Here is a 19,341-nt window from a genome sequence, read left to right on the forward strand (position 1 = left end):
GTTCGTTCATCGTCGTCAGCGCTCCTGGCCGCGGCCGCGCTCCTGGCGCCGCCGGTCGTCGCGCTGCTGCGCGCTGCGCTGGGCCTGGGGCAGATTCTTCACCTGCGACTGCTGCTGCCGCCCGGAAGCCCGGCCGCCGGCGACGGAGCGGGACTCGGTCTCCCGGCCACCGACCTTGTCCCGCAGCTGATCGATCCGCGACTGGGAGGCGACGCTCCGCGCTTCCTTCGACTTCTCGGTCGACTGTTCCTTCGTCTGCGAGTTCTCGTAGGTCTTGTGGGTGACCTTGCCGCTCGCGTCGCGCTGCCAGCTCTCCTGGCGCTCGGGGGCGGCCTTGGCGTGGGGCGTGTAGTAGCGGTCGACTTCCTTGACCGCGGCGTGGTTCTGGATCAGCTTCTCGGCGTTGTCGGCGGATATCGCCCGGCCTTCGCTGCCGTTCGGGTACATGTACCCGACGACCTCGTTCGGCACCCAGCGGCCGCCGAGCTCCTTCGAAGTGTCCTGACCGTTCTCGGCCTTCTCCAGGACCTCCTCGTACGGTTCCTGCCAACGACCATTGACGCGTCCCTGGGCGACGTCCTGGGACGTCTCGACGTCGACGACGTGGACCGTGTAGCCGGCCTCGTCGAGCATGCCGACGAGGTCGTTGGACCACTGCTCGCTGGCCAGGGTGCCGTCGATGACGACGTTCTCACCGGCCTGGAGCGCTTGCGCCTGGGCCTCCATCGCCAGCATGCCGGACTCGGTGTGCACCAGGGCTGCCAGCTCACGCGGGTAGAACTGCTCCCCGGGCTGCCCGAGCCCCTCGGGAATCATCTTCTCGAACGACCCGTCGCGCAGCGCCTGTTCGAGGAGCTTGTCCTTGAAGGCATCCGGGTCCACCTGGCGCCAGCCCTCGGAACTGAGGCGCTCCTGCACGCCCGGCAGCACCGACGACTTGCCCGCGCCGGGCGGGCCCGCCGTGACGATGGCGATGCGGTCCTTGCCGGGGTTGGGGACCTTGTCCTTCCACTCGGCCAGGATCTGGTTGTGCACGGCACGCCGCTCCCTCGTGGGGATCAGCTCGTCGCCGGCGCGGGTGAACCACGCGGGATTGTTGGTGGTCGCGGTCGGCGCCTTGAGGCCGATGCGCCCATCGGCCGCGGCCTTCTCCAGGGCTTCCCGGTGAGCCGTGACCTTTTCGGGATCCACGTTCGGTGCCATCCCGCGCCCTTACCGCTGCCGCGCGGCGAAACGCTCGACGATGGTGTCGAACGCGTCGTCGTCGATGTGGCCCTGGTAGACGGCGGATCGCACGTCGTCGAAGCTCCCCGACACACGCGGCCGGAAGTCGTTCAGCAGGTTCTCCGCGACCGGCCCGGCCGCGGCGTACGGCCACGTCGACAGCGTTTCGATCATCTCGTCGCGGCCGATCTCGCCCGCCACGTACCGCGTGACCACGTGCCGGGGGCTGCGGCCCGGGCGGCCGGGGAGGTCCGGCTCCAGGCGGCGGGCCTCCTCGAGCAGGGCGGCGGTGTCCGCGGGGTTGAGCCCGACGGCGCCGCCGATCGCCTCCAGGCTCTCGCCGGCCTCGGCGGCCGCCAGGGCCGCCGCGGCCTTGCGCTCGTGGGCCAGGGTCTCCCGGGCCTTGCCGGCCGCCTGGACGCGGCGCTCGGACTCGTAGGCCTCGCGGGCCCGGTCGAGGTGCGCGGACATGGTTCCTCCAAGGTGGTGCTGTACGTGTGGTCGCGTCACCGCGGCTGCGGCAGCATGCGGCGGTCCGTGACCGGGAGCGGGCGGGGCGGCATGTGACCGGTGTTGCGGCAGGCGTTGGGGACCGCCTGGGCGACGCGGGTCAGCGTGTCCCACAGGCCGCGGTCGTGCCAGTAGGCGGACTGGTCGCCCGTGCCCTCCGCCCGTTCGTCGGCGAGCATCGCGGCCTTCCAGGACGAGTAGAGGCCCGCCAGCTCCTCCACCGCCCCGCCGTGCTGCGGCCAGCACACGGGCACCTGCTGCTCGCCGTTGAGCTGGTAGTAGTTCTGCAGCCAGTCGACCCAGTCGGCGAGCTCCGACCACTCACGTGCCGTGGCGCGTGCCGCCCACGGGCTCGGAATAGGTTCTTCCGATTCCTCCGCGCCGTCCGGGCCCGCCAGGCCGACAGGCATCGCCGCGCCGGCACCCCCGGCGTTCGCGACACCGCCCGCGAGCTCGTCGATCTGCTCCTGCAACCCCGCTATCAGGTCCTCGAGCCGCTGCGCGCGCTCGTAGTCCTGGTCGGCGATCTGGCCGACCAGCTCGACCACCTCGATCAGCTGGGCCTCCAGCCCCCCGATCGTCGGCGGCTCGTACTGCTCGACCTGCTCCACCGGCAAGTCCTGCTCGACAGCCTCGCTCACGGTCGCTTCTCCCACGGCATCGTCGGCATCGAGGGCATCTGCGGCATGGGCAGCCCGGGCGGAGCCGGCGGAACGGGCGGGGCAGCGGGCGGAACGGCCGGCGGAGCCACCGGCGGCACCGCCGGCGCGACAGGCGCGACAGGCGTCGCGTACGAGGCGGGCGCCTCATACGACGCCGGCGCCGCATACGCGCCAGGCGGCACCGCCTCCACCACCGGCGCAGCCGCCACCGGCACCGCCTGCGCCCCGTACAGCCGCTTCGACTCGTCCACGATCGCGCCCTGGTCCGTCTCCCAGTACGGCTCCGCCTCGATCAGCATCGGCCGCATGCCGTGCATCATGACCACCATCCGCCGCTCCGGCAACGCCGCCAGGTCGGCGACCGTCAGGATGTCCTCGCGCCGGGTGGTCTCGGAGGTCGACGTCTCGCCGCCGATGAACGTACGGGAGTCCTTGTTGCGGGTCATCTGCGGGGCGTCCCACTGGCCGATCAGCTCGGAGACCTTCTTCAGCAGGCCGTCGGTGTCCGACGAGCCGCCGCCGTACGTCTTGCACGCGGCCGCGTCCCACAGCGTCTTCATGCCGAACTCGCCGAAGGTGTCCTCACCCTGGGCCCAGGACTGCAGCCAGGCCATCACGATGATGCCCTTGGAGCGGTAGTGGGTGTAGAGGTCGGGCAGCTGGCTCCAGCGGCAGGTGTTGGCGACCTCGTCGAGCGCCGCCAGCAGCGGCGGGTTGAGGCGGCCGCCGGGGATCTTCTCCGACGTGCGGTCGGCGGTGGTGAGGATCGCGGCGGACAGCGCCGTGGTCAGCGGTGCCGCCGAGCCGACGCCCTTGCGGGAGAGCAGGTAGACCGTGTCGGCGGAGGCCACGAACTCGTCCGGGCGGAACTCCCGGCGCGTGGCCAGCTCCTCCGGCCGGCAGGTCACCCAGCGAGTGATCTGGTCGTTCGTCAGCCACCGCACGAAGATCTCGGCGGTCGCGAAGATGGACTCCCGGGTCTTGTCCGGCAGCCGCCGCATCGTCTCCAGGCCCGTCGCCGCGACCGCGGCGCCGTGGGCGCGCAGGATGGCGTCCGGCTCGGTGTTCTGTGAGTCGGAAAGCCAGAGGTAGACGCTCGTCATCTGCTGGCCGTCCAATGCGGCGGCCAGCAGGCACCAGCTGAGCAGCTGCTGGCCCTTGGGGTCGAAGAAGCCGTCGGAACGGGCCTTGGCCTCCGCGTCCTTGCTCGCGTCGACCAGGGTGTTCATCAGCTCTTCCGCGTCCGAGAGGGTGCGGATGCTGCGCAGCGGGTTCCACCACCAGCTCGTCGGTTCCTCGGCGATCTGCTGCGGGTCGAAGACCCACGTGTTGCCCTTGTACGAGCGGGCGAGGCGGGTGAGGGTGACGATGTCGTTCTTGTTGGACGAGGCGACGCAGGCGCCCGGGGCGCTGAGGATCGCGGGGATCACCTGGGCCACGGACTTGTGCCGGCCGGGGCCGGCGATGGTCAGGTGGAGGTACTCCCACGGCGCGTAGACGCGCTGGCCCGTCGTCACGGAGCGGCCCATGCGGAGGCCGGGCTCGGGCGTGTCGATCCCCAGCCGTCCGGCCGTGCGCTCGGCGGCGGCCTGGAGGGCGACCTGGTCGCGGCGCGTGGTCATGCGGCGGGCGGCGTCGTTGTTGGACTTCTTCGACACGCCGGCCCGCCAGCTCCGGCGCACGGCCCGTACGACCGCGAACGCCGCGCCGGCCACGACGGCCAGTTCGAGGAGGGCGATGACGGTGGCGGCGGTGGTCCAGTGCCAGTCGCCGGTGGCCAGGCCGAACAGCGGGACGAACAGGCCCACGGCCGGCCACTCGCCGGTGGCCCACCACTGGGCACCGACCAGCGCGAGGTAGCAGCCGCCGACCAGCAGCACGACCGCGCCGACACCGACGAGAGCGAAGATCTGCCCGGCGCCGGCCTGGTCGGGCCGGCGCGGTCCCATCGGGCCCATCGAGCTCATCGCTTCGCCCCCGCGGTGAACACGCCCCGGCCGCCGGCCGGGCCCGCGGGCACCGGCTCGTCGTCGTCGGCGATGCGGTTGGCCCAGCGCTCGTTGGTGTCGTTGAGCTTGATCTCGGCCTGGGTGAGCGCGGTCTGGATCGGGATGCCCGCGTTGGCACCGGCCTTGACCAGGAACTTTCCACGTCCCGGGGGCGGCATCTCCTTGCCGGTCTTGTTGTCGATGCCCGGCGGGATGGACCACTCGACGATCAGCTCGCGCTCCCGGCTGGAGAGCGGCACGATCGCGTTCAGCGCGTCCATCTCCGCGCGCGGCAGACCGCCGAGGAAGACCATGCCGCTTCGCTCGACGAAGCCCTTGGCCTTCTCCCGGTCCTCCGGGTTGGGCAGGGAGAGCAGGTCGGCGGTGGAGTGGGTGGTCATCGACTGGCCGATGCCGATCTGGCGGTTGAGGCGGGTGAGCTCGTCGACGCGGTCGACGAGGCCCACGCCGGCCCGCAGGATGCGCCAGAGCTCGTCGAGGACGAGGAAGAAGTTGCGGCGCGGCTCCAGCCCGGCCGCGGTGAGCCGGTCGTGCGCCTCGATGGACGCGAACGCCTCGGCCCAGCAGGTCAGCAGGACGGCTCCCTCCAGCGTCTTCTCGCTGGCGGGGATCGAGGACAGGTCGATGGACACCGGCCGGTCCAGCGAGAGCCGCTCGCTGGTCTGGCGGTTGAAGGTGCCCGCGAGCGGGCCTTCGACCAGCGACATCAGCGACTTGAGCAGCGGCTCGATGGCGAGCCGGTACTTGTCGTCGTTGCCGTCGGCCAGCACCATGCGGCGCAGCGCCTCCGGGCCGTCCTTCAGCAGCTGCGCCAGGTCGCCCAGGATGGCCGGGCGGCCGAGGTCGGTGTCGTCCAGCAGGTCGATGGCGCGGCCGAGGAGGGCCTCCTCGTCACCGGTGATCAGCGACTTGCGGACGATCGCGATGAGCGCGGCGACCATCGTCGAGCGGCGGCCGGTGGCCTCCTGGAGCAGGCTGTGCCGGGCGCTGCCGACGAGCCGGGACGCGGCGGAGCCCATCTCGCCGAGGTCCAGCGGGTTGAGGGCGCCCATGCCGCGGCCGAGCTGGATGACCTGGCCGCCGAGGGCGCGCATCAGGGCGGTGTACTCGCCCTTGGTGTCACCGGGGACGAGCGAGACGGTGCCCCGGAAGTCCAGGCCGACGATCATGCGCCGGTTGATCGTGGACTTGCCCAGACCCGGCTTGGCCAGCGTGAACATCGACGGGTTGGAGATCAGGTTGGCCCGCTCGAACCAGGCGATGGGGTCGCAGCACAGCGTGGCGCCGGTGATGATGTTGCGGCCCAGGGGCACCCCCACCATGGGGGTGCCCGCGCCGACGACGTACGGCCACAGGCCGCACACCTGGCGGCTGGTGCCGCGGAATTCGGTGGGCATGTCGAGGTACGAGACGCGCCCGCCACCGGCGCCGCGCATGCCGCGGCCGCCGATGCGGGGCGCCAGGCCCCAGTTGCGACCGCTCAGCACAGGGCCGTCGGCCACCCCGGCGGGACCGGTTCCGGCCGCCTCGTCGGACTTCTTCGAGCGCCGGAACATCAGCGCACTCCCCCTTACGTACGAATGGACCAGGTGTCGGACCCGGAACGGGTCACTTCAGCGTCTTGGGCAGCTTCAGCGTCACGTGCTCCGGCAGGATCACGCCGATCGGCAGCGCGGCGAGGAATCCGGCGTCCTGGCTGCCCCAGGCGTAGCGCAGGGCGATACGGGCGGGCGCCGAGAGGTTCTCGACGGCCACCTCGGCGGCCTGGAGCCGGTTCTTGCCGTCGGCGCCGGCGCCCGGCTCCTCGTCGTGGTCGAGCACGGTGGCCGTGACGACCAGGCCGAAGAGGGTCAGACCCGCGCCGCGGGCCTCCTCCTGGCGGGTCTGGGCCGCGGCGACGTACTCGGCCTCGGCGTGGGCCTGGCCGTTGCGGGTGGTCTCCGTACGGCTGCGGGCCGCGCGGAAGTCGCGGTCGGCGATGGTGGCGGCCTCGGCCGGCGAATGCGGGCGGTAGATCAGGCTGACCCGCTTGCGGTCGATGTCGCCGTGGGCCGACAGCAGGTTGCGCAGCACGTCGGAGAAGATCTCGCCGCGCGGGGCCTCGCCCATCATCCAGGTGACGCTGGTGGCGCCGTCGTGCCAGTACGACTTGGACCGGGCGATGTGGGTGGTCGGCCCGGCCTGCGACCAGGTGAGCCCCGAGTCCCGGCCGGCCGCGTGGGCCTGGTCGATGAGCTGGGAGACGCCCGGCTCGTAGGCCGTGCGCACGACCTCGGCGATCTCGGTCGCCGACAGCGGGGCGCAGGCGCCGGCGCCGGTGGTGGCCAGGCGGGCGGTCAGCGACGGCAGACGACGACCGATCTCGACGGCCATGTCGCTGGCTGCACGCTTGCTGCGGCCGATCGCCGAGGAGGCGTCGTAGACGAGCGAGACGTAGGTGTTGATGGTCGGCGAACCGGACGGGTAGTCGCGGTCGATGTCGGCCATCACATGGCGGGCCAGCGGCGATGCGGTGTCCGCCGCCTGGTGGTTGATCTCGTTGTGCAGCTTCTCGCCGCTGTCCGGGGCCACCTCGACGACGACCTGGAAGCCGACGAGGCTGGGCTCGCCGCTCATGGTGCGCATGAACTGGCCCCAGTTGGCGACCCAGGAGTCGATGTCGCCCTGGTCGACCAGGCTGCCGCCCTGGGAGCTGCACGTGATGGTGACCGCGTAGTGCTCCACGTCGTGGTAGTGGATCATCCCGAAGGGGCGGCCGAGGCCGTCGGTGGCCTCGTACATGTCACTGGCCATCGCCAGGCCCGGCAGCAGCGACTTGCCGCCGGGGACCTTCGAGAGCACTCCGGAGCGGTACACGTTCTGACCTTTCATCACTCCCACGCCCCACGCGAGGCGCGAATACATCAGCGTGCCCAGGTGCCGCCCGTACCGGTCGCGCACGGCGAGCGGTACGAGCACGACGGCACCGATGAGGGCGACGACTGCGGCCATCAGCATGTCGAGCGGCGCCAGGGTGCCGGCGATGGCCATGAACACGAACAGCACGGCGGTGGGGACGAGCCCCAGCCCGCCGAGACCGGCCGAACGGGGCCGCCGGAAGTTGCCGTAAGTGCGGAGTTGCTGCACTTCAGGACCCACTGGGGCCTCCGTCCAGTTCCTGGTGCAGACCAGCTGCGGAATCGTTCAGGCCGTTGATCATCTGGGCCTTGGCGGTGTCGACCGCCTTCTTGGCGACGACGGCCGCCGCACCGGCCGGACCACCCGCGGCACCCGCACCGGCACCGGCCGCGGCACCCGCGCCCGCACCGGCACCCGCACCGGCTCCGGCGGCCGCGCCACCACCACCCGCGGCAGCGCCCGCGCCGCCCGCACCGGCACCGGCGCCCGCACCTCCGCCCATACCGCCGGCGGATCCACCCGCGGCGCCGGAGATGTTGCCGCCGAGGCCGCCGCCACCACCGGAGATGCCGGACGCACCCGGGGAGGACAGACCCGCCTGGCCCGCACCGCTCGGCGAGCCTCCGCCGGACGACGCCTGGCCACCGGACGGGGACGAAGCGGAGCCCGAGGGACCCTTGCCGGAGGAGCTCGAGGAGCTGTCGCCGCCGCCACCGCCGCTACTGAAGCCGCTACCGCCGGCCATGGCGACACCCGCCGGCTGGAAGAGCTTGAGCAGCGCGGGCAGGACGGCCACGGCACCGGCCAGCAGGACGAAGCCCGTGATGCCGGACCCGAGGTCCTTGTTGACGCCCGAGCCCAGAAGCCGGTACGCGGCCGCGTAGATGGTCGCGGCGGCGGGCTTGAGGCAGAGGAAGGCCAGCACCCAGGTCAGCCAGCGGCTGAGCCAGCGCGAACCCATGCTGGTGAACGCGGTCGCCGCCGGGATGGCGATGGTTCCGGCGAGCAGCACCAGGATGGCGGCGCGGAAGTACATGAGGATGAGCTGCAGCAGGGAGGCGCAGACGCAGACGATCACCAGCAGCAGCGGCACGATCGGGCCGCCGAGAGCGCTGGACAGTTCGCTGATGGCCACGACAGCGGCACCCAGTTTCGCGTCGGCATCCCCGCCGAGCGATTCCTTGATGATCCACTTGCTGTAGGCGTCACCCGCCTCGATGGCGAGCTGCACACCCACGGTGAACGTGCCGTTGAGCAGGACCAGCTTGACCATGCCCTGGCCGATGTTGCGCAGCTGGTCGCCGGAGCCCTTCGCCTCGTAGGCCATCCTGGCGCCGGCGAACGTCAGCGACATGACGGTGAGGATGAAGGTGAGCCACAGGGTGTGATCAGCCAGCCACTTGGCCACATCGGCGGCCCCGGTGGGGTTGATCGGTTTCCCCTCGCCGTCCGTCGAGGCCACACCGGGTGTCGGGGCGTAGACCCAGAACGAGGTCATGGCGGCGACGATCTTGCCAAGACCCGCGGCGAACATCTTCAGCAGGTCTTCGACAAAGCCGCCGACCACGCCGCCGACGGCGTCGGTGACCGTGTCGGACACCTTGCCGGCGACCTCCTTGACCTTCTTGCACCCGGTCGAGACATATTCCCAGTCACAGGGATTCCAACTCGGCATCACAACCCCCTGAACTGGGTGTAACCGGCCATGTCACCAATTGCGTTGCTCGACGACGTCAGATGGCCGTCATCGGCGGGAACCACCTTCCAGTCCCCGTCCGCCCAGCGCACGGTCACCTGGAAGACCTTCAGCGTGCCGCCGGCCGCCTCCCCGTTGACCAGGGACACGACCGCGGTCTCCGCGGTGTACGTCACCACCTGGAATCCGGCGAGCTGTGCCAGTTCACCGGCAGGGACCGGCTGCGTGACCTTCTTCGCGCCTTCCAGCAGCTTGTCTCGGCCGGGACCGGGGAGCAGCATCTCCTGCATCGGCTTGCTGTCCGGCAACGCGACGATGCTGCGGTAGTAGCCGTTGATGGACGCCATCAGCGCACCACGGGGCGTGTGCGCGTAACAGCTGGCTGTCAGGCCGTCGAACTTCATGGGCCCCGCGCTCTTCGAACGCGGCAGTGCGGCCGAGTTGAAGAGCTCCCAAGAGACGTCCTTGGGTGCTGTCGTGGGGACCTTGGTGTCGGTGTCGGTGGGCGTACAGCTGCCGTCCGCGGGCTTCTGCGGCGCGGACGACGAAGCATTGCCGCCCCCGGAAGCGGGCGCCGCCGGAGTGGCGGACGCCCCCGAAGCGGCGCTGTTGTCCCCCTTGGTGTCGTCGTCGGTGACGACCACGAACACACCGAGCACGACCACCAACAAGATGAACACGGCGCTTGTGATGAACAGGGCGCCGCCGAGCCTTCCCCGGTCCCGCCCCTCGTTCCTGTCAGCCATCTGAACTCCCCCTAGGCGTCGCTGCTGGGCCTCACTACGCCAGCAGCGCGTTGGCCAGGGCGGACGCGGCCGAGATGATGATGCTGCCGCCGCAGGCGCCACCCAGCGCCTTCATCGCGCGCGAGGAGCCGTGGCCCGAGAAGTAGGCCCAGCACAGGATCGCGCCGGAGATCACGAACGCGACACCGGCCGCCCAGGCGGCGAGGTAGGTGATCCAGGAGCCAATGGTGGTGATCTTGCCGCAGGCGCCGGGCGGGCAGCTGCCGATGGCGAGGGCGATCTTGTCGTTCATCGCTTACCTTCCGAGGTCGGGTGATGGGCGGGCCGGGCGTCCAGACGGGTCGCCGGGTCCGGTGGAGGGAGCACGGCCTCGTCGGCCGTGGGCTGTGCCGCGTACGCCGGCGGGGCCGGATGCGGCTGGTACGGCGGATGCTGCTGGTACGCCTGCGGCGCGGGCGGTGCCGGATGCAGCGGCTGCGGTACGTACACAGGCGGTTCGGGCCTTGCGGCCGGTGCAGCCGGGCCGGGCTGCGCCGATGGAACGGGCTGCGCCTGGTAAACCGCCTGCGCGGGGTGCCCGGGCTGCGGCTGGTGCGCCTGCTGCGGTCGATCCGGCTGAGGTGCCGTCGGCTGCTGGAGATAGAAGTCCCCCGGGGCGGCCTGCTGCACGACCGGCTGCGTGGGCACCGGCATCGGGCCGGGCACCGAGGCGTTCACCGGGCCGGGGGCCGGGCTGTTCACCGGGCCGGGGGCCGGGCTGTTCACCGGTCCCGCCACGGGAGCGGATGCGTGCTCGGCCGACGGGCCGGCGGCGTGTCCGGCAGCGCTGGGGCCGGGCGGCAGGGCCAGGGTGACGTGCGGCGGCGGCAGCTGCTGCAACGTTTTTTCAAGGGCTTCCAGCTCCTTGATGCGCTTGCGCGCCTTGCCGCCCTCGCGCCACTCCTCGACCCACGGGACCACCCAGCTCTGCGGGACGGCACCGGTGAGGACGCGTATGCGGTCGCGGACCGAACGCGGCGGCTTGGTCGGGGCGTCGGCCATCAGCACCAGGCCGACGAGGTTCGTACTCCCCGGCGCCTGGCCCGAGTGCCACTCCTGCAGAGCGGCCTGAGCGGCCGCCAGGCCATGGGCGTCCGCCTTGGCGACCAGCACGATGTGCACGCCCGAGAGCGCGCCGTGAATGTCCGGCCAGCGCCGCTGGGCATCCCCGCCACCGCCGACGGTGCGCAGCAGCGTGGAGACCCCGGCGCCGCCGTGCACGCCGAGCGCCCACCAGAGCACGCCCTGGGCGGGCCGCATCGGGAGCGTGCCGAGCTGCACCTGCGGAGCCTGGACCGAGCCGAGCTGACGATGGGTCGGCGGTTGAGCGGCGACCGGCCCCTGCGCCTGCTGCGCCGCCGGCTGTTGCTGCTGCGGCGCGGGCTCGGGCGCGGCGGCCGTATGCGGCGTGACCCAAAGGTTCGGTATGTCGTCCGCCATCCCCGTTTTCCCCCTCTCCGCGGTCACCGAGCTAGATCGCGGAGGTTTACAGTACCTGAGCGGCCGTCAATGTGGCTCAATAAATTCGAACAGCAGCGAACAGTACTTGATAGCGTGCGATCTTCCCGACCAGAAGATCGTCCGGGGGGGGAGGCCGGGTGGAGCGACCGGGCGCCGACGGAGATCCGCTGGCAAAGTATCCGGACGTCATGAAGCCCCGAGAGGTTGCAGATGTCCTGAGGGTCGAGACCTCGACCCTGGTCAGATGGCTTGGGGACAGTCATCTCCCTGGGTTCCAAATCGGACCAAAACAGGAATGGCGGATCTGGCGGGAAGAGCTACGCGAATACCTGCATTCGCAGCGCAACTTCTCGAACAGTGCGATCAATTCAAGCAGCGTCACCAAACACACCTAATTGACATGGCATTCGAACGGGGGGTCGTGAGGATGCGTCTGCGCCAAAAGGCTCGGGCGGGCTGGGCGGCAGCACTGAGCCTTGTGCTGGCGGGCTGTGGAGTGGGTGGAGGCGGCTACGGCGGCGGCATCAACGGCGGCCTGAAGGACGGTTCCGTACCGCCCCAGTACGTCTCGTGGATATTGAAGGCCGGGAGCATCTGTCCTCAGATACCCCCGGCCGTCATCGCCGCGCAGATCGAGGCCGAGAGCTCCTGGAACCCGAAGGCCGTCTCGCCCGCCAACGCCAAGGGGCTCAGCCAGTTCATCCCCGACACATGGCGCGCCTACGGCGTGGACGCCGACGGGGACGGCTACGCCGACCCGTTCAACCCCTTCGACGCGATCATGTCCCAGGGCACCTACGACTGCGCGATCGCGAAGGACCTGGCCCCCGAGATCGCCAGCGGGAACGTCAAGGGCGACATCGTCGCGATGACGCTCGCCGGTTACAACGCCGGCCCCTTCCGCGTCACCCAATACCACGGCATGCCGCCCTACCAGGAGACCCAGAGCTACGTGGCGTCCATCCTCAAGAGCGCCGCGAAGTACCAGGGTTCACTGAGCAGTGGCGGAAACGTTCCTTCTAGCGGCGTCGGAGGCAGCATCGTCGCTGCCGCGCGCCGAGGTCTCGGCCTCCCCTACATCTGGGGCGGCGGTGGCAGCAACGGCCCCACCGGCGGCGGGTTCGACTGCTCGGGCCTCACCCAGTACGCCGTCTTCGCCGGCACCGGTGGCCGCGTCGAGATCCCGCGCACGTCGCAGACGCAACGCGGTGCCGGCAGATCCGTGCCCTCCACCCCTCAGGCGATGCAGCCGGGTGACGTCATCGTCATCAACAACGACGGCGACTGGGGCCACGTCGGTCTCTACATAGGCAGGGGACAGATGATCCACGCCCCCAGGCCCGGAAAGACGGTCGAGATCGTCGACCTGGACCCGTACTGGACGCAGTTCCCCTGGGACGTCAGGAGGATGGCATGAGCAAACGATCCCGCGTGAGCATGGCGGTGGCCGGCATGGCCATGGCCGTCACCTTGACCGCATGCGGAAGCGGCAGCACCCACAAGGACTCCAAGGAATCCGGCGCCACCGCCAAGCCCTCCTCCCCACCGCCCACCGCGCGTCCCAACGCCACCTACTCCCCGCCCAAACCCCTCCCGACCGGCAAGAGCGGCACCCCCAAGGCGGGCCTCCCCAAGGACGTCGACGAAAAGGACGCCACCGCCGTCGCCGAGGCCATCGCCGTGACCAACTGGACGTTCGACGCCGACCTCGACACCAGCCCCTCCGACGCGCAACGCCGCACCACGGAGTGGCTGGCCGACTCCCTCGCCAAGGACGTCGCGACCGTACAGCCGCTGTCCCAGCCCGACGCCGCGTGGCGGACCATGGCCGAACACCACGGCTACACCACCGCCACCGCCAAGCGCGCCTACGACGACCAGCGGATGGACACCGACACCGAGGCCTACCGCCAGTTCGAGGTCACCGTGACGACGCTCGGCCGGGACGACTGGAAGGGCCCGACCGAGACCTGGGTGCAGTGGATCCACCTGACCCGCACCGACAAAGACCAACCGTGGAAAGCCGACACGATGCGAGTGGCCAAGTGACGACCGGCACCGATCCCAGCACCGTCCCCGACTGGCCCGCCCCCGTCGTACGCCTCACCGGGCAGGGCACCGTCGAGGTCGACGGGGCCGTCCTGGCCCTGCCGGCCGGCATCGACGGCGCCGAGGCGCGCCAGTGGGCGGTCAAGAACGTCGCCGAACGCTACGCCCGTCTGGGGCGCGCGATCCGGGTGACGGCCATCGAGGCCGACGGCACCACGTTCCCCCTGATCGTGCACCCCGACGGAACCGTCGAGGCGCTGCCCGTCGAGGCCGGCGGCGGCCGGCGCGGCAAGCGCCGCCCCCGCTCCGGCGCGGCCGCCACGGCATCCCCCGCCGCGGCGGGCAAGGCCGGCAGGGCCGACAAGTCGGGGCCCGGCGGCAAGGGCGGCGGCCAGGGCAAGAAGTCGCAGGCCAAGGGCCTGATCGCGATGGGCGTCTTCCTGGGCCTGATCGGTCTCGGCGCCGCCGTCGTCCTCTCCGGCGGTGGCGGCGACCCCTCCGACGCCCCGAAGGCCGAGGCCACCACCCCGTCCGCCAAACCGACCCCGCCCCCGCCGGCCAACCTGCCGCGCCCCGCCCCCGACGGCTGGAGCGGACGGGCCGCCTGGGCCCTGAAGATCAGCGGGCAGGTCGCCCCGGCCGTCGCCGACGACGGCACGATCGCCGCCGTCACCGACAAGAGCCGGCTCGTCGTCCTCGACCCCGCCTCCGGCATCACCAAGTGGACCGCGGGCATCCCCAACGACGCCTCCGGCAGCCTGGTCTTCACCCAGGTCGACGGGCAGCGCGTCATCGCCGTCTCCACCGGCCAGGCCCTGCACTACTGGGCCGTCGACGACGAGAAGCACCCCCACCACAGCGTCGACATCCCCAGCTCCGGCACCGTGACGTTCCTGGGCACCTCGCCCCTGATCTCCCTGCCGGACGCCACCGCCGCCGTCATCGCCGACGGCAAGGTCCAGAACGTCGACCTGCCCGTCCGCACCACCGCGCTGGCCGCCGACCGGCAGACGATCCTGGCCGCCGACCCCTCCGGCCGCTGGTGGCGCCTGGCCCCCGGCAAGCAGCCGGACAAGGGCCTGGAGATGAAGGCCCCGGCGGACAAGACCAAGCTCAACACCGTGCTCGGCGTGGACGCCGGCCGGATCGTCGGCGTCTGGAAGAAGGACGACACCACCTGGGCCACCGTCTATGACGCCGGCACCGGCAAGGCCCTGGCCACCGGCAAGGCCGGCAAGGACCCGGGCACCCTGACCGTGCGCGCCACCGGCCCGCTGGTCGCCGTCGGCCCGCTGCTGCTCGACACCCAGCGCGGCAGCAGCCGCGAGGTCAACGGCGCGACACCCAAGAGCGCCGTCGCCGACCGCATCTACGCCGTCGACCAGCAGCAGCGCTGGCACACCCTCACCGCCGGCGCGGACACCGTGATGGACAGCAAGGACGTCGCGATCCCGCTGGGCCTGGCCGCCAAGCGGGCCCTCGTCGTCTCCGACAAGCTCGGGGAGAAACTGCTGTACGCGCTGGAGCCCAGCAGCGGCTCCGAGCAGCAGCCCGCCCCGGACGGCTCGGGCCAGGTCGCTGCACCGGAGCCGCCGGGGCAGGCTTCCTGACCAGGAGATCGTGATGCGGCGGGACTACTCGGTCCCGCCGCGGCCGGCCTTGCCGGCCTGAGTCCTTCCGGCCTTCGCCCCGAGCGCGGTGATGATCTTCGCGACCGTCGGGTCCATCTTCTTCTCCTCGCTCTTCGCGTGCGTCGAGCCCACCGTGTAGACGACGGTGCGGGAGAGCGTCCGGGTGGCGGCGAAGCCGGTCAGGTAGCCGTAGCGGCTGCCCGTCTTGCCCCAGATGACGGTGCCGTCGGGGAGCTTGTCGGTGCTCAGGCCGCTGGAGTACTTCGCCTTCGCCTCGGGATCGCGGTACACGGGCACCTTCGGCACCGTGAACATCAGCTCCAGCTCCGGCCGCGGCACCACGCGCCCGCCGAACAGCGCGGTGGTGAAGCGCTCCAGGTCCGGCGCGGTGGTGATCAGGTCGCCGGAGGCCCAGGTCCTCGACTGGTTCCACTCGGTGACGTCGACGAGCGAACCCTTGACCTCCTGGTAGCCGCGCACGTGCCGGCCGTGGATGCGGGGGTCGTCGCCGGGGCTGTAGGTGTCCTTGAGGCCCGCGCGGTCGATGACCCGTTCCCGCACCTCCTTCTCGTACGCGTGGCCCGTCACCTTCTCGATCAGCAGACCCAGCACGTTGTAACCGATGTTCGAGTAGTGCTGCCGCGTCCCCGGATCGAACTCCATCGGCTTGTCGAAGCCGCTCCGCACCAGCTCGCGGTGGTCCCACGTCCGGTAGCGCTCCTCGAGCTGCCCCTCGACGTCGGTGGGCCCGTCGTCGGCGCTCGGCAGCCCGCTGGTGTAGTTCAGCAGGTGCCTGACCTTCACGTCCGGGTAGCGCGCCGGCAGCAGGCCCGGCAGGTACCGCTGCACCGTCCCGTCGAGGGACAGCTTCCCCTCGTGCACGAGCTGCAGCACGACCGCCGCCGTGAACGCCTTGGTGACGCTGCCCGCCCGGAAACGCTCGCCGCCCTCCGCCGCCCGCCCCGTCCGGACGTCGGCCACGCCCGAGACGGTCCGCCACGCGCCGTCCTCGCCGCCGAGCCGCACCTGCGCCGTCGTGGCGGTGGCCGGGTCCGGCAACCCGGCGACGGCCTCCCGCAGGGCCTTCCGTACGGCCTGCGCGTCGGCGGACACGGGCCGCTTCGTGGCGGTGTGCGGAACGGCGACGGCACCGGCCGGTACGACGGCGGACGCCCCGACGGTCAACGCCGCGACAGCCGTCGCGGCGAGCACGAAACGACGGTGATGCATGAACACTTCCCCCGAACTCGAGTGGATCACTGTTTTCTGTGATCCATCCTCGGTTCGGGCGCCCATCGGCGAATCGCCGACGCGAGCGGTTCTGCCTGACCCCGCCTCCCCCGCGCGAGGGATGCTCTCAGCGCGCGCCCGGCGCGATCAGACCCGTCTCGTACGCGCAGATGACCGCCTGGATGCGGTCCCGCAGCCCCAGTTTCGACAGCACGTTGCTCACGTGCGTCTTCACCGTGTGCTCGCTGACCACCAGCTCGGCGGCGATCTCCGCGTTCGACAGCCCCCGCCCGAGCAGGACGAGCGTCTCGCGCTCGCGCGCGGTGAGCAGACCCAGCTCCCGGTCCGCGGCCGCCTCCTCGACCGGCCGCACCCGGCTGGTGAAGTCCTCGACCAGCCGCCGGGCCACCGAGGGGGCCAACAACGAGTCGCCGGCCACCACCACCCGTACCGCGTGCACCAGATCGTCCCGCCGCACGTCCTTGAGCAGGAACCCGCTCGCGCCCGCGTGCAACGCCTCGTACACGTAGTCGTCCTGGTCGAAGGTGGTGAGCATGACGGCCTTGGTGGCGGACTCCGCGCACACCACACGGGCCGCCTCGATCCCGTCCATGCGCGGCATCCGGATGTCGAGCAGCACCACATCGGGCGCGTGCCACCGTACGGCCGCCACGGCCTCGACCCCGTCACCGGCCTCGGCCACCACCTCGATGTCCGGCTGCGCCCCCAGGATCATCGCGAAGCCGCCGCGCACGAGCTCCTGGTCGTCGGCCACCACCACACGGATCGTCACCTCTCCACCTCCGCGGGCGAGGAGATCACGACGGGCAGTTCGACGGCAACGCGGAAGCCGCGCCCGTCCGGTGCGGGACCGGTCACGGCCGTACCGCCGTGGGCCGCGGCACGCTCCCGGATGCCGATGAGGCCACGCCCGCCGCCGGTGCCGCTGCTGTCACGAACCCCTCCCTCCCCCGTCCCGTCGTTCTCCACCTCGACGAGCAGGCTGCCCGGCGCCCAGGTCAGCCGTACGGACACGAGGGTGGCGTGCGCGTGCTTGAGCACGTTCGTCAGAGCCTCCTGGACCACCCGATAGACCGTCACCTGCGCGTCGGCCGCGAGCGGGAGCGGTGTGCCGCGCGTGGTCAGGGTGACCGCGAGCCCGGTCCGCCGTACGTCGTCCACCAGGCCCTTGAGCCCGTCGAGCGTCGGCTGCGGATCACGGACACGATCAAGATCACGATCACGGACACGATCACGATCGCGGGAGTCTCGTGCATCCTCCTTCAGCACCCCGAGCATGCGCCGCAACTGCACCATCGCGTCCCGGCCCGCGCCCGCGATCGCGTCGAAAGCCGCCTCCGCCCGCTCCGGATCCGACCGTACGGCCAACGGCCCGGCCTCCGCCTGAACGACCATCAGACCGACGGCGTGGGACAGCACGTCGTGCATCTCACGGGCGATACGGGCCCGTTCGCGTTCGGCCGCCCGCTCCACCTCCGCCTGCCGCGCCCTCTCCAGCTCGGCCGCCCGCAGCTCCACGGCCTCGGTGTACGCCTGCCGGGTGCGGGTGAGAGCGCCCAGGACGTAGACCATGCCGAAGAGGAACGCGGAGAAGAGGTACTCGCGTGCGGTGTTCGTCCGCACCGCCACGGTCAGCGCCACGACCGGCAGCCCGATCACCAGCGTCGCCCGCCGCTGCCACACCCCGCCCTGCGCGGCGACGGTGAACAGCGCGACCATCGAGCTGTACGGCAACGGCTGCCCGGGCCCGTTCAGCGGCAGGTAGGCGATCCCCGCCGCCGTGATGGCCAGCAGCACGGTCAGCGGCGCCCGGCCGCGCCACAGCAGCGGCAGTACGGTCAGCGACGTCATGGCGTACGACGTCCAGGTGGCCGGCGGTACGTCCGCGGCGCGCGGTACGACGAAGGGAATGGTCACCGCCGCCTGGACGACGACGGTGACGATCGCGTCGACGGTACGCGGACGAGGTCGGGGGTGCGCTGGCAAGGTGTCTTCCCTCTCCGGGGCGGGCAGATGGATGCGCGTGGACGATGGGGGACGGGGACGGGGATGCGGACGAGGACGCGGACGGGGACCGGCCGGGCCGGTGATCGTGACGGCGCTCGACGACGAGGTGGCGGCGTCCGTCCTGCCCCCTGACCTGCGCCGCCGCCTCGGTGACATCGGCGAGCTGGTCGGAGACGTCGGTGAGCCGGGTGGACGGGAGGCCCTGGCCCGGGCCGAGGTCCTCATCACGGGATGGGGAAGCCCGGCACTGACCGAGGAGTTCCTGGCAGCGGCGCCCGGGCTGCGCGGCGTGCTCCATGCCGCGGGTTCGGTGAAACAGCTGGTCACAGCGGCGGTATGGGAACGCGGCATCGTCGTCTCGTCGGCGGCCGGGGCCAACGCGGGTCCGGTGGCCGACTACGCCTTCGCCTTGATCACCCTAGCGGCGAAGAAAACGCTGCCCACGGCCGCCTCCTACGCGGCCCGCGGCCGTGCCGGCTGGCCGGGATTCCACGAGCGCCGGGGAGGCGACGGGCTGACGGTCGGAGTCGTCGGCGCCTCGCGCATCGGCCGGCGGGTCATGGACCTCCTGAGGGCGTCGGACGCCGGGTACCGGATTCTGCTGCACGACCCGTACGCTCCGGACTCGGTGGACCTGGACACCCTCTGCCGGGCGAGCGCCGTCGTCACGCTCCACGCACCCGAGCTCCCGGCCACGCATCACATGCTGAACGCCGAACGGCTCGCCCTCCTCCCGGACGGCGGCACGATCGTCAATACGGCACGGGGATCGCTCATCGACACGGACGCACTGACCCGGGAATGCGCCTCGGGCCGGCTGAGCGCCTTCCTGGACGTCACCGACCCCGAACCGCTGGACCGCAGCCACCGGCTCTTCAGCCTGCCCAACGTCCTCATCACCCCGCATATCGCGGGAGCCCAGGGCAGCGAGGTGCGGCGTCTGGGCGTATGGGTGGTGGAGGAGGCGGAACGCTGGGTGCGGGGTGTGCCGCTGCTGGGGAGGGTGGAGGAGAGCGAATTGCAATGGCTGGCATAAACGCAAAAAAGCCGTAGGCCCTGGAACCAGATTTCTCTGTTTCCAGGGCCTACGGCATTCAAAAGGAGTTCGGCGGCGTCCTACTCTCCCACAGGGTCCCCCCTGCAGTACCATCGGCGCTG

Annotated in this window: 18 protein-coding genes; 5 read left to right on the forward strand and 13 right to left on the reverse strand. The window is 71.3% G+C overall.

Translation table 11 applies throughout. The annotated features are described in order from the left end of the window. Positions 1 to 15 precede the first annotated feature (15 nt). The 10 genes from AC07BS_RS31840 to AC07BS_RS31885 are packed head-to-tail and all read right to left on the reverse strand — an operon-like array spanning position 16 to position 11,224. Entirely contained in the window at positions 16 to 1,203 is a 1,188-nt protein-coding gene (locus AC07BS_RS31840; RefSeq protein WP_478935227.1) for a zeta toxin family protein, read from the reverse strand. A 9-nt stretch (positions 1,204 to 1,212) separates the two neighbouring features. Then, a complete protein-coding gene (locus AC07BS_RS31845; RefSeq protein WP_478935228.1) occupies positions 1,213 to 1,695 on the reverse strand; it encodes a hypothetical protein in 483 nt (160 codons plus the stop codon). 35 nt (positions 1,696 to 1,730) lie between these two features. After that, positions 1,731 to 2,375: a hypothetical protein gene (locus AC07BS_RS31850; RefSeq protein WP_478935229.1), complete on the reverse strand. Its 645-nt coding sequence runs from the start codon at positions 2,373 to 2,375 to the stop codon at positions 1,731 to 1,733. Continuing rightward, the gene (locus AC07BS_RS31855; RefSeq protein WP_478935230.1) at positions 2,372 to 4,363 is read right to left on the reverse strand and encodes a type IV secretory system conjugative DNA transfer family protein; all 1,992 of its coding nucleotides are present in this window, start codon (positions 4,361 to 4,363) and stop codon (positions 2,372 to 2,374) included. The genes AC07BS_RS31850 and AC07BS_RS31855 overlap by 4 nt, the downstream gene beginning before the upstream one ends. Beyond that, on the reverse strand, positions 4,360 to 5,961 hold the full coding sequence (locus AC07BS_RS31860; RefSeq protein WP_478935231.1) for an ATP/GTP-binding protein: 1,602 nt from the start codon (positions 5,959 to 5,961) through the stop codon (positions 4,360 to 4,362). Before AC07BS_RS31860 ends, AC07BS_RS31855 begins: the two co-directional genes overlap by 4 nt. 52 nt (positions 5,962 to 6,013) lie before the next feature. Continuing rightward, the gene (locus AC07BS_RS31865) at positions 6,014 to 7,543 is read right to left on the reverse strand and encodes an SCO6880 family protein (RefSeq protein WP_478935232.1); all 1,530 of its coding nucleotides are present in this window, start codon (positions 7,541 to 7,543) and stop codon (positions 6,014 to 6,016) included. After that, entirely contained in the window at positions 7,533 to 8,978 is a 1,446-nt protein-coding gene (locus AC07BS_RS31870; RefSeq protein ID WP_478935233.1) for a TrbL/VirB6 family protein, read from the reverse strand. The genes AC07BS_RS31865 and AC07BS_RS31870 overlap by 11 nt, the downstream gene beginning before the upstream one ends. Then, complete coding sequence (locus AC07BS_RS31875; protein WP_478935234.1) at positions 8,978 to 9,745, reverse strand: DUF8175 domain-containg protein; 768 nt, start codon at positions 9,743 to 9,745, stop codon at positions 8,978 to 8,980. The genes AC07BS_RS31870 and AC07BS_RS31875 overlap by 1 nt, the downstream gene beginning before the upstream one ends. Before the next feature lie 34 nt (positions 9,746 to 9,779). After that, positions 9,780 to 10,037 carry a hypothetical protein gene (locus AC07BS_RS31880; RefSeq protein WP_478935235.1) on the reverse strand — a complete coding sequence of 86 codons (258 nt, stop codon included), beginning with the start codon at positions 10,035 to 10,037 and terminating at the stop codon, positions 9,780 to 9,782. Then, complete coding sequence (locus AC07BS_RS31885) at positions 10,034 to 11,224, reverse strand: DUF6668 family protein (protein ID WP_478935236.1); 1,191 nt, start codon at positions 11,222 to 11,224, stop codon at positions 10,034 to 10,036. The genes AC07BS_RS31880 and AC07BS_RS31885 overlap by 4 nt, the downstream gene beginning before the upstream one ends. 209 nt (positions 11,225 to 11,433) lie before the next feature. On the opposite strand from AC07BS_RS31885, the gene AC07BS_RS31890 reads away from it, so the two are divergent. Genes AC07BS_RS31890 through AC07BS_RS31905 form a run of 4 tightly spaced genes read left to right on the forward strand, consistent with a single transcriptional unit; the run spans position 11,434 to position 14,904 of the window. Then, on the forward strand, positions 11,434 to 11,640 hold the full coding sequence (locus AC07BS_RS31890; protein ID WP_478935245.1) for a helix-turn-helix domain-containing protein: 207 nt from the start codon (positions 11,434 to 11,436) through the stop codon (positions 11,638 to 11,640). 32 nt (positions 11,641 to 11,672) lie between these two features. Continuing rightward, positions 11,673 to 12,662: a C40 family peptidase gene (locus tag AC07BS_RS31895; RefSeq protein WP_478935237.1), complete on the forward strand. Its 990-nt coding sequence runs from the start codon at positions 11,673 to 11,675 to the stop codon at positions 12,660 to 12,662. Continuing rightward, positions 12,659 to 13,294 carry a hypothetical protein gene (locus AC07BS_RS31900; protein WP_478935238.1) on the forward strand — a complete coding sequence of 212 codons (636 nt, stop codon included), beginning with the start codon at positions 12,659 to 12,661 and terminating at the stop codon, positions 13,292 to 13,294. The genes AC07BS_RS31895 and AC07BS_RS31900 overlap by 4 nt, the downstream gene beginning before the upstream one ends. After that, entirely contained in the window at positions 13,291 to 14,904 is a 1,614-nt protein-coding gene (locus AC07BS_RS31905) for an outer membrane protein assembly factor BamB family protein (RefSeq protein ID WP_478935239.1), read from the forward strand. Before AC07BS_RS31900 ends, AC07BS_RS31905 begins: the two co-directional genes overlap by 4 nt. Before the next feature lie 24 nt (positions 14,905 to 14,928). Here AC07BS_RS31905 and AC07BS_RS31910 read toward each other — a convergent pair whose 3' ends face one another. The 3 genes from AC07BS_RS31910 to AC07BS_RS31920 all read right to left on the reverse strand — a co-directional run bounded on the left by AC07BS_RS31910 (position 14,929) and on the right by AC07BS_RS31920 (position 18,162). Further along, positions 14,929 to 16,155 carry a serine hydrolase domain-containing protein gene (locus AC07BS_RS31910; RefSeq protein WP_478935240.1) on the reverse strand — a complete coding sequence of 409 codons (1,227 nt, stop codon included), beginning with the start codon at positions 16,153 to 16,155 and terminating at the stop codon, positions 14,929 to 14,931. Positions 16,156 to 16,282: 127 nt separating this feature from the next. After that, positions 16,283 to 16,948, reverse strand: coding sequence for a response regulator (locus AC07BS_RS31915; RefSeq protein ID WP_478935241.1), 666 nt, complete (start codon positions 16,946 to 16,948; stop codon positions 16,283 to 16,285). Then, complete coding sequence (locus tag AC07BS_RS31920; protein ID WP_478935242.1) at positions 16,945 to 18,162, reverse strand: sensor histidine kinase; 1,218 nt, start codon at positions 18,160 to 18,162, stop codon at positions 16,945 to 16,947. The genes AC07BS_RS31915 and AC07BS_RS31920 overlap by 4 nt, the downstream gene beginning before the upstream one ends. 106 nt (positions 18,163 to 18,268) lie before the next feature. On the opposite strand from AC07BS_RS31920, the gene AC07BS_RS31925 reads away from it, so the two are divergent. Next, on the forward strand, positions 18,269 to 19,219 hold the full coding sequence (locus AC07BS_RS31925) for a hydroxyacid dehydrogenase (protein WP_478935246.1): 951 nt from the start codon (positions 18,269 to 18,271) through the stop codon (positions 19,217 to 19,219). The last annotated feature ends 122 nt before the right edge of the window (positions 19,220 to 19,341 follow it).

The organism is Streptomyces sp. NPDC044063 (assembly GCF_056434285.1).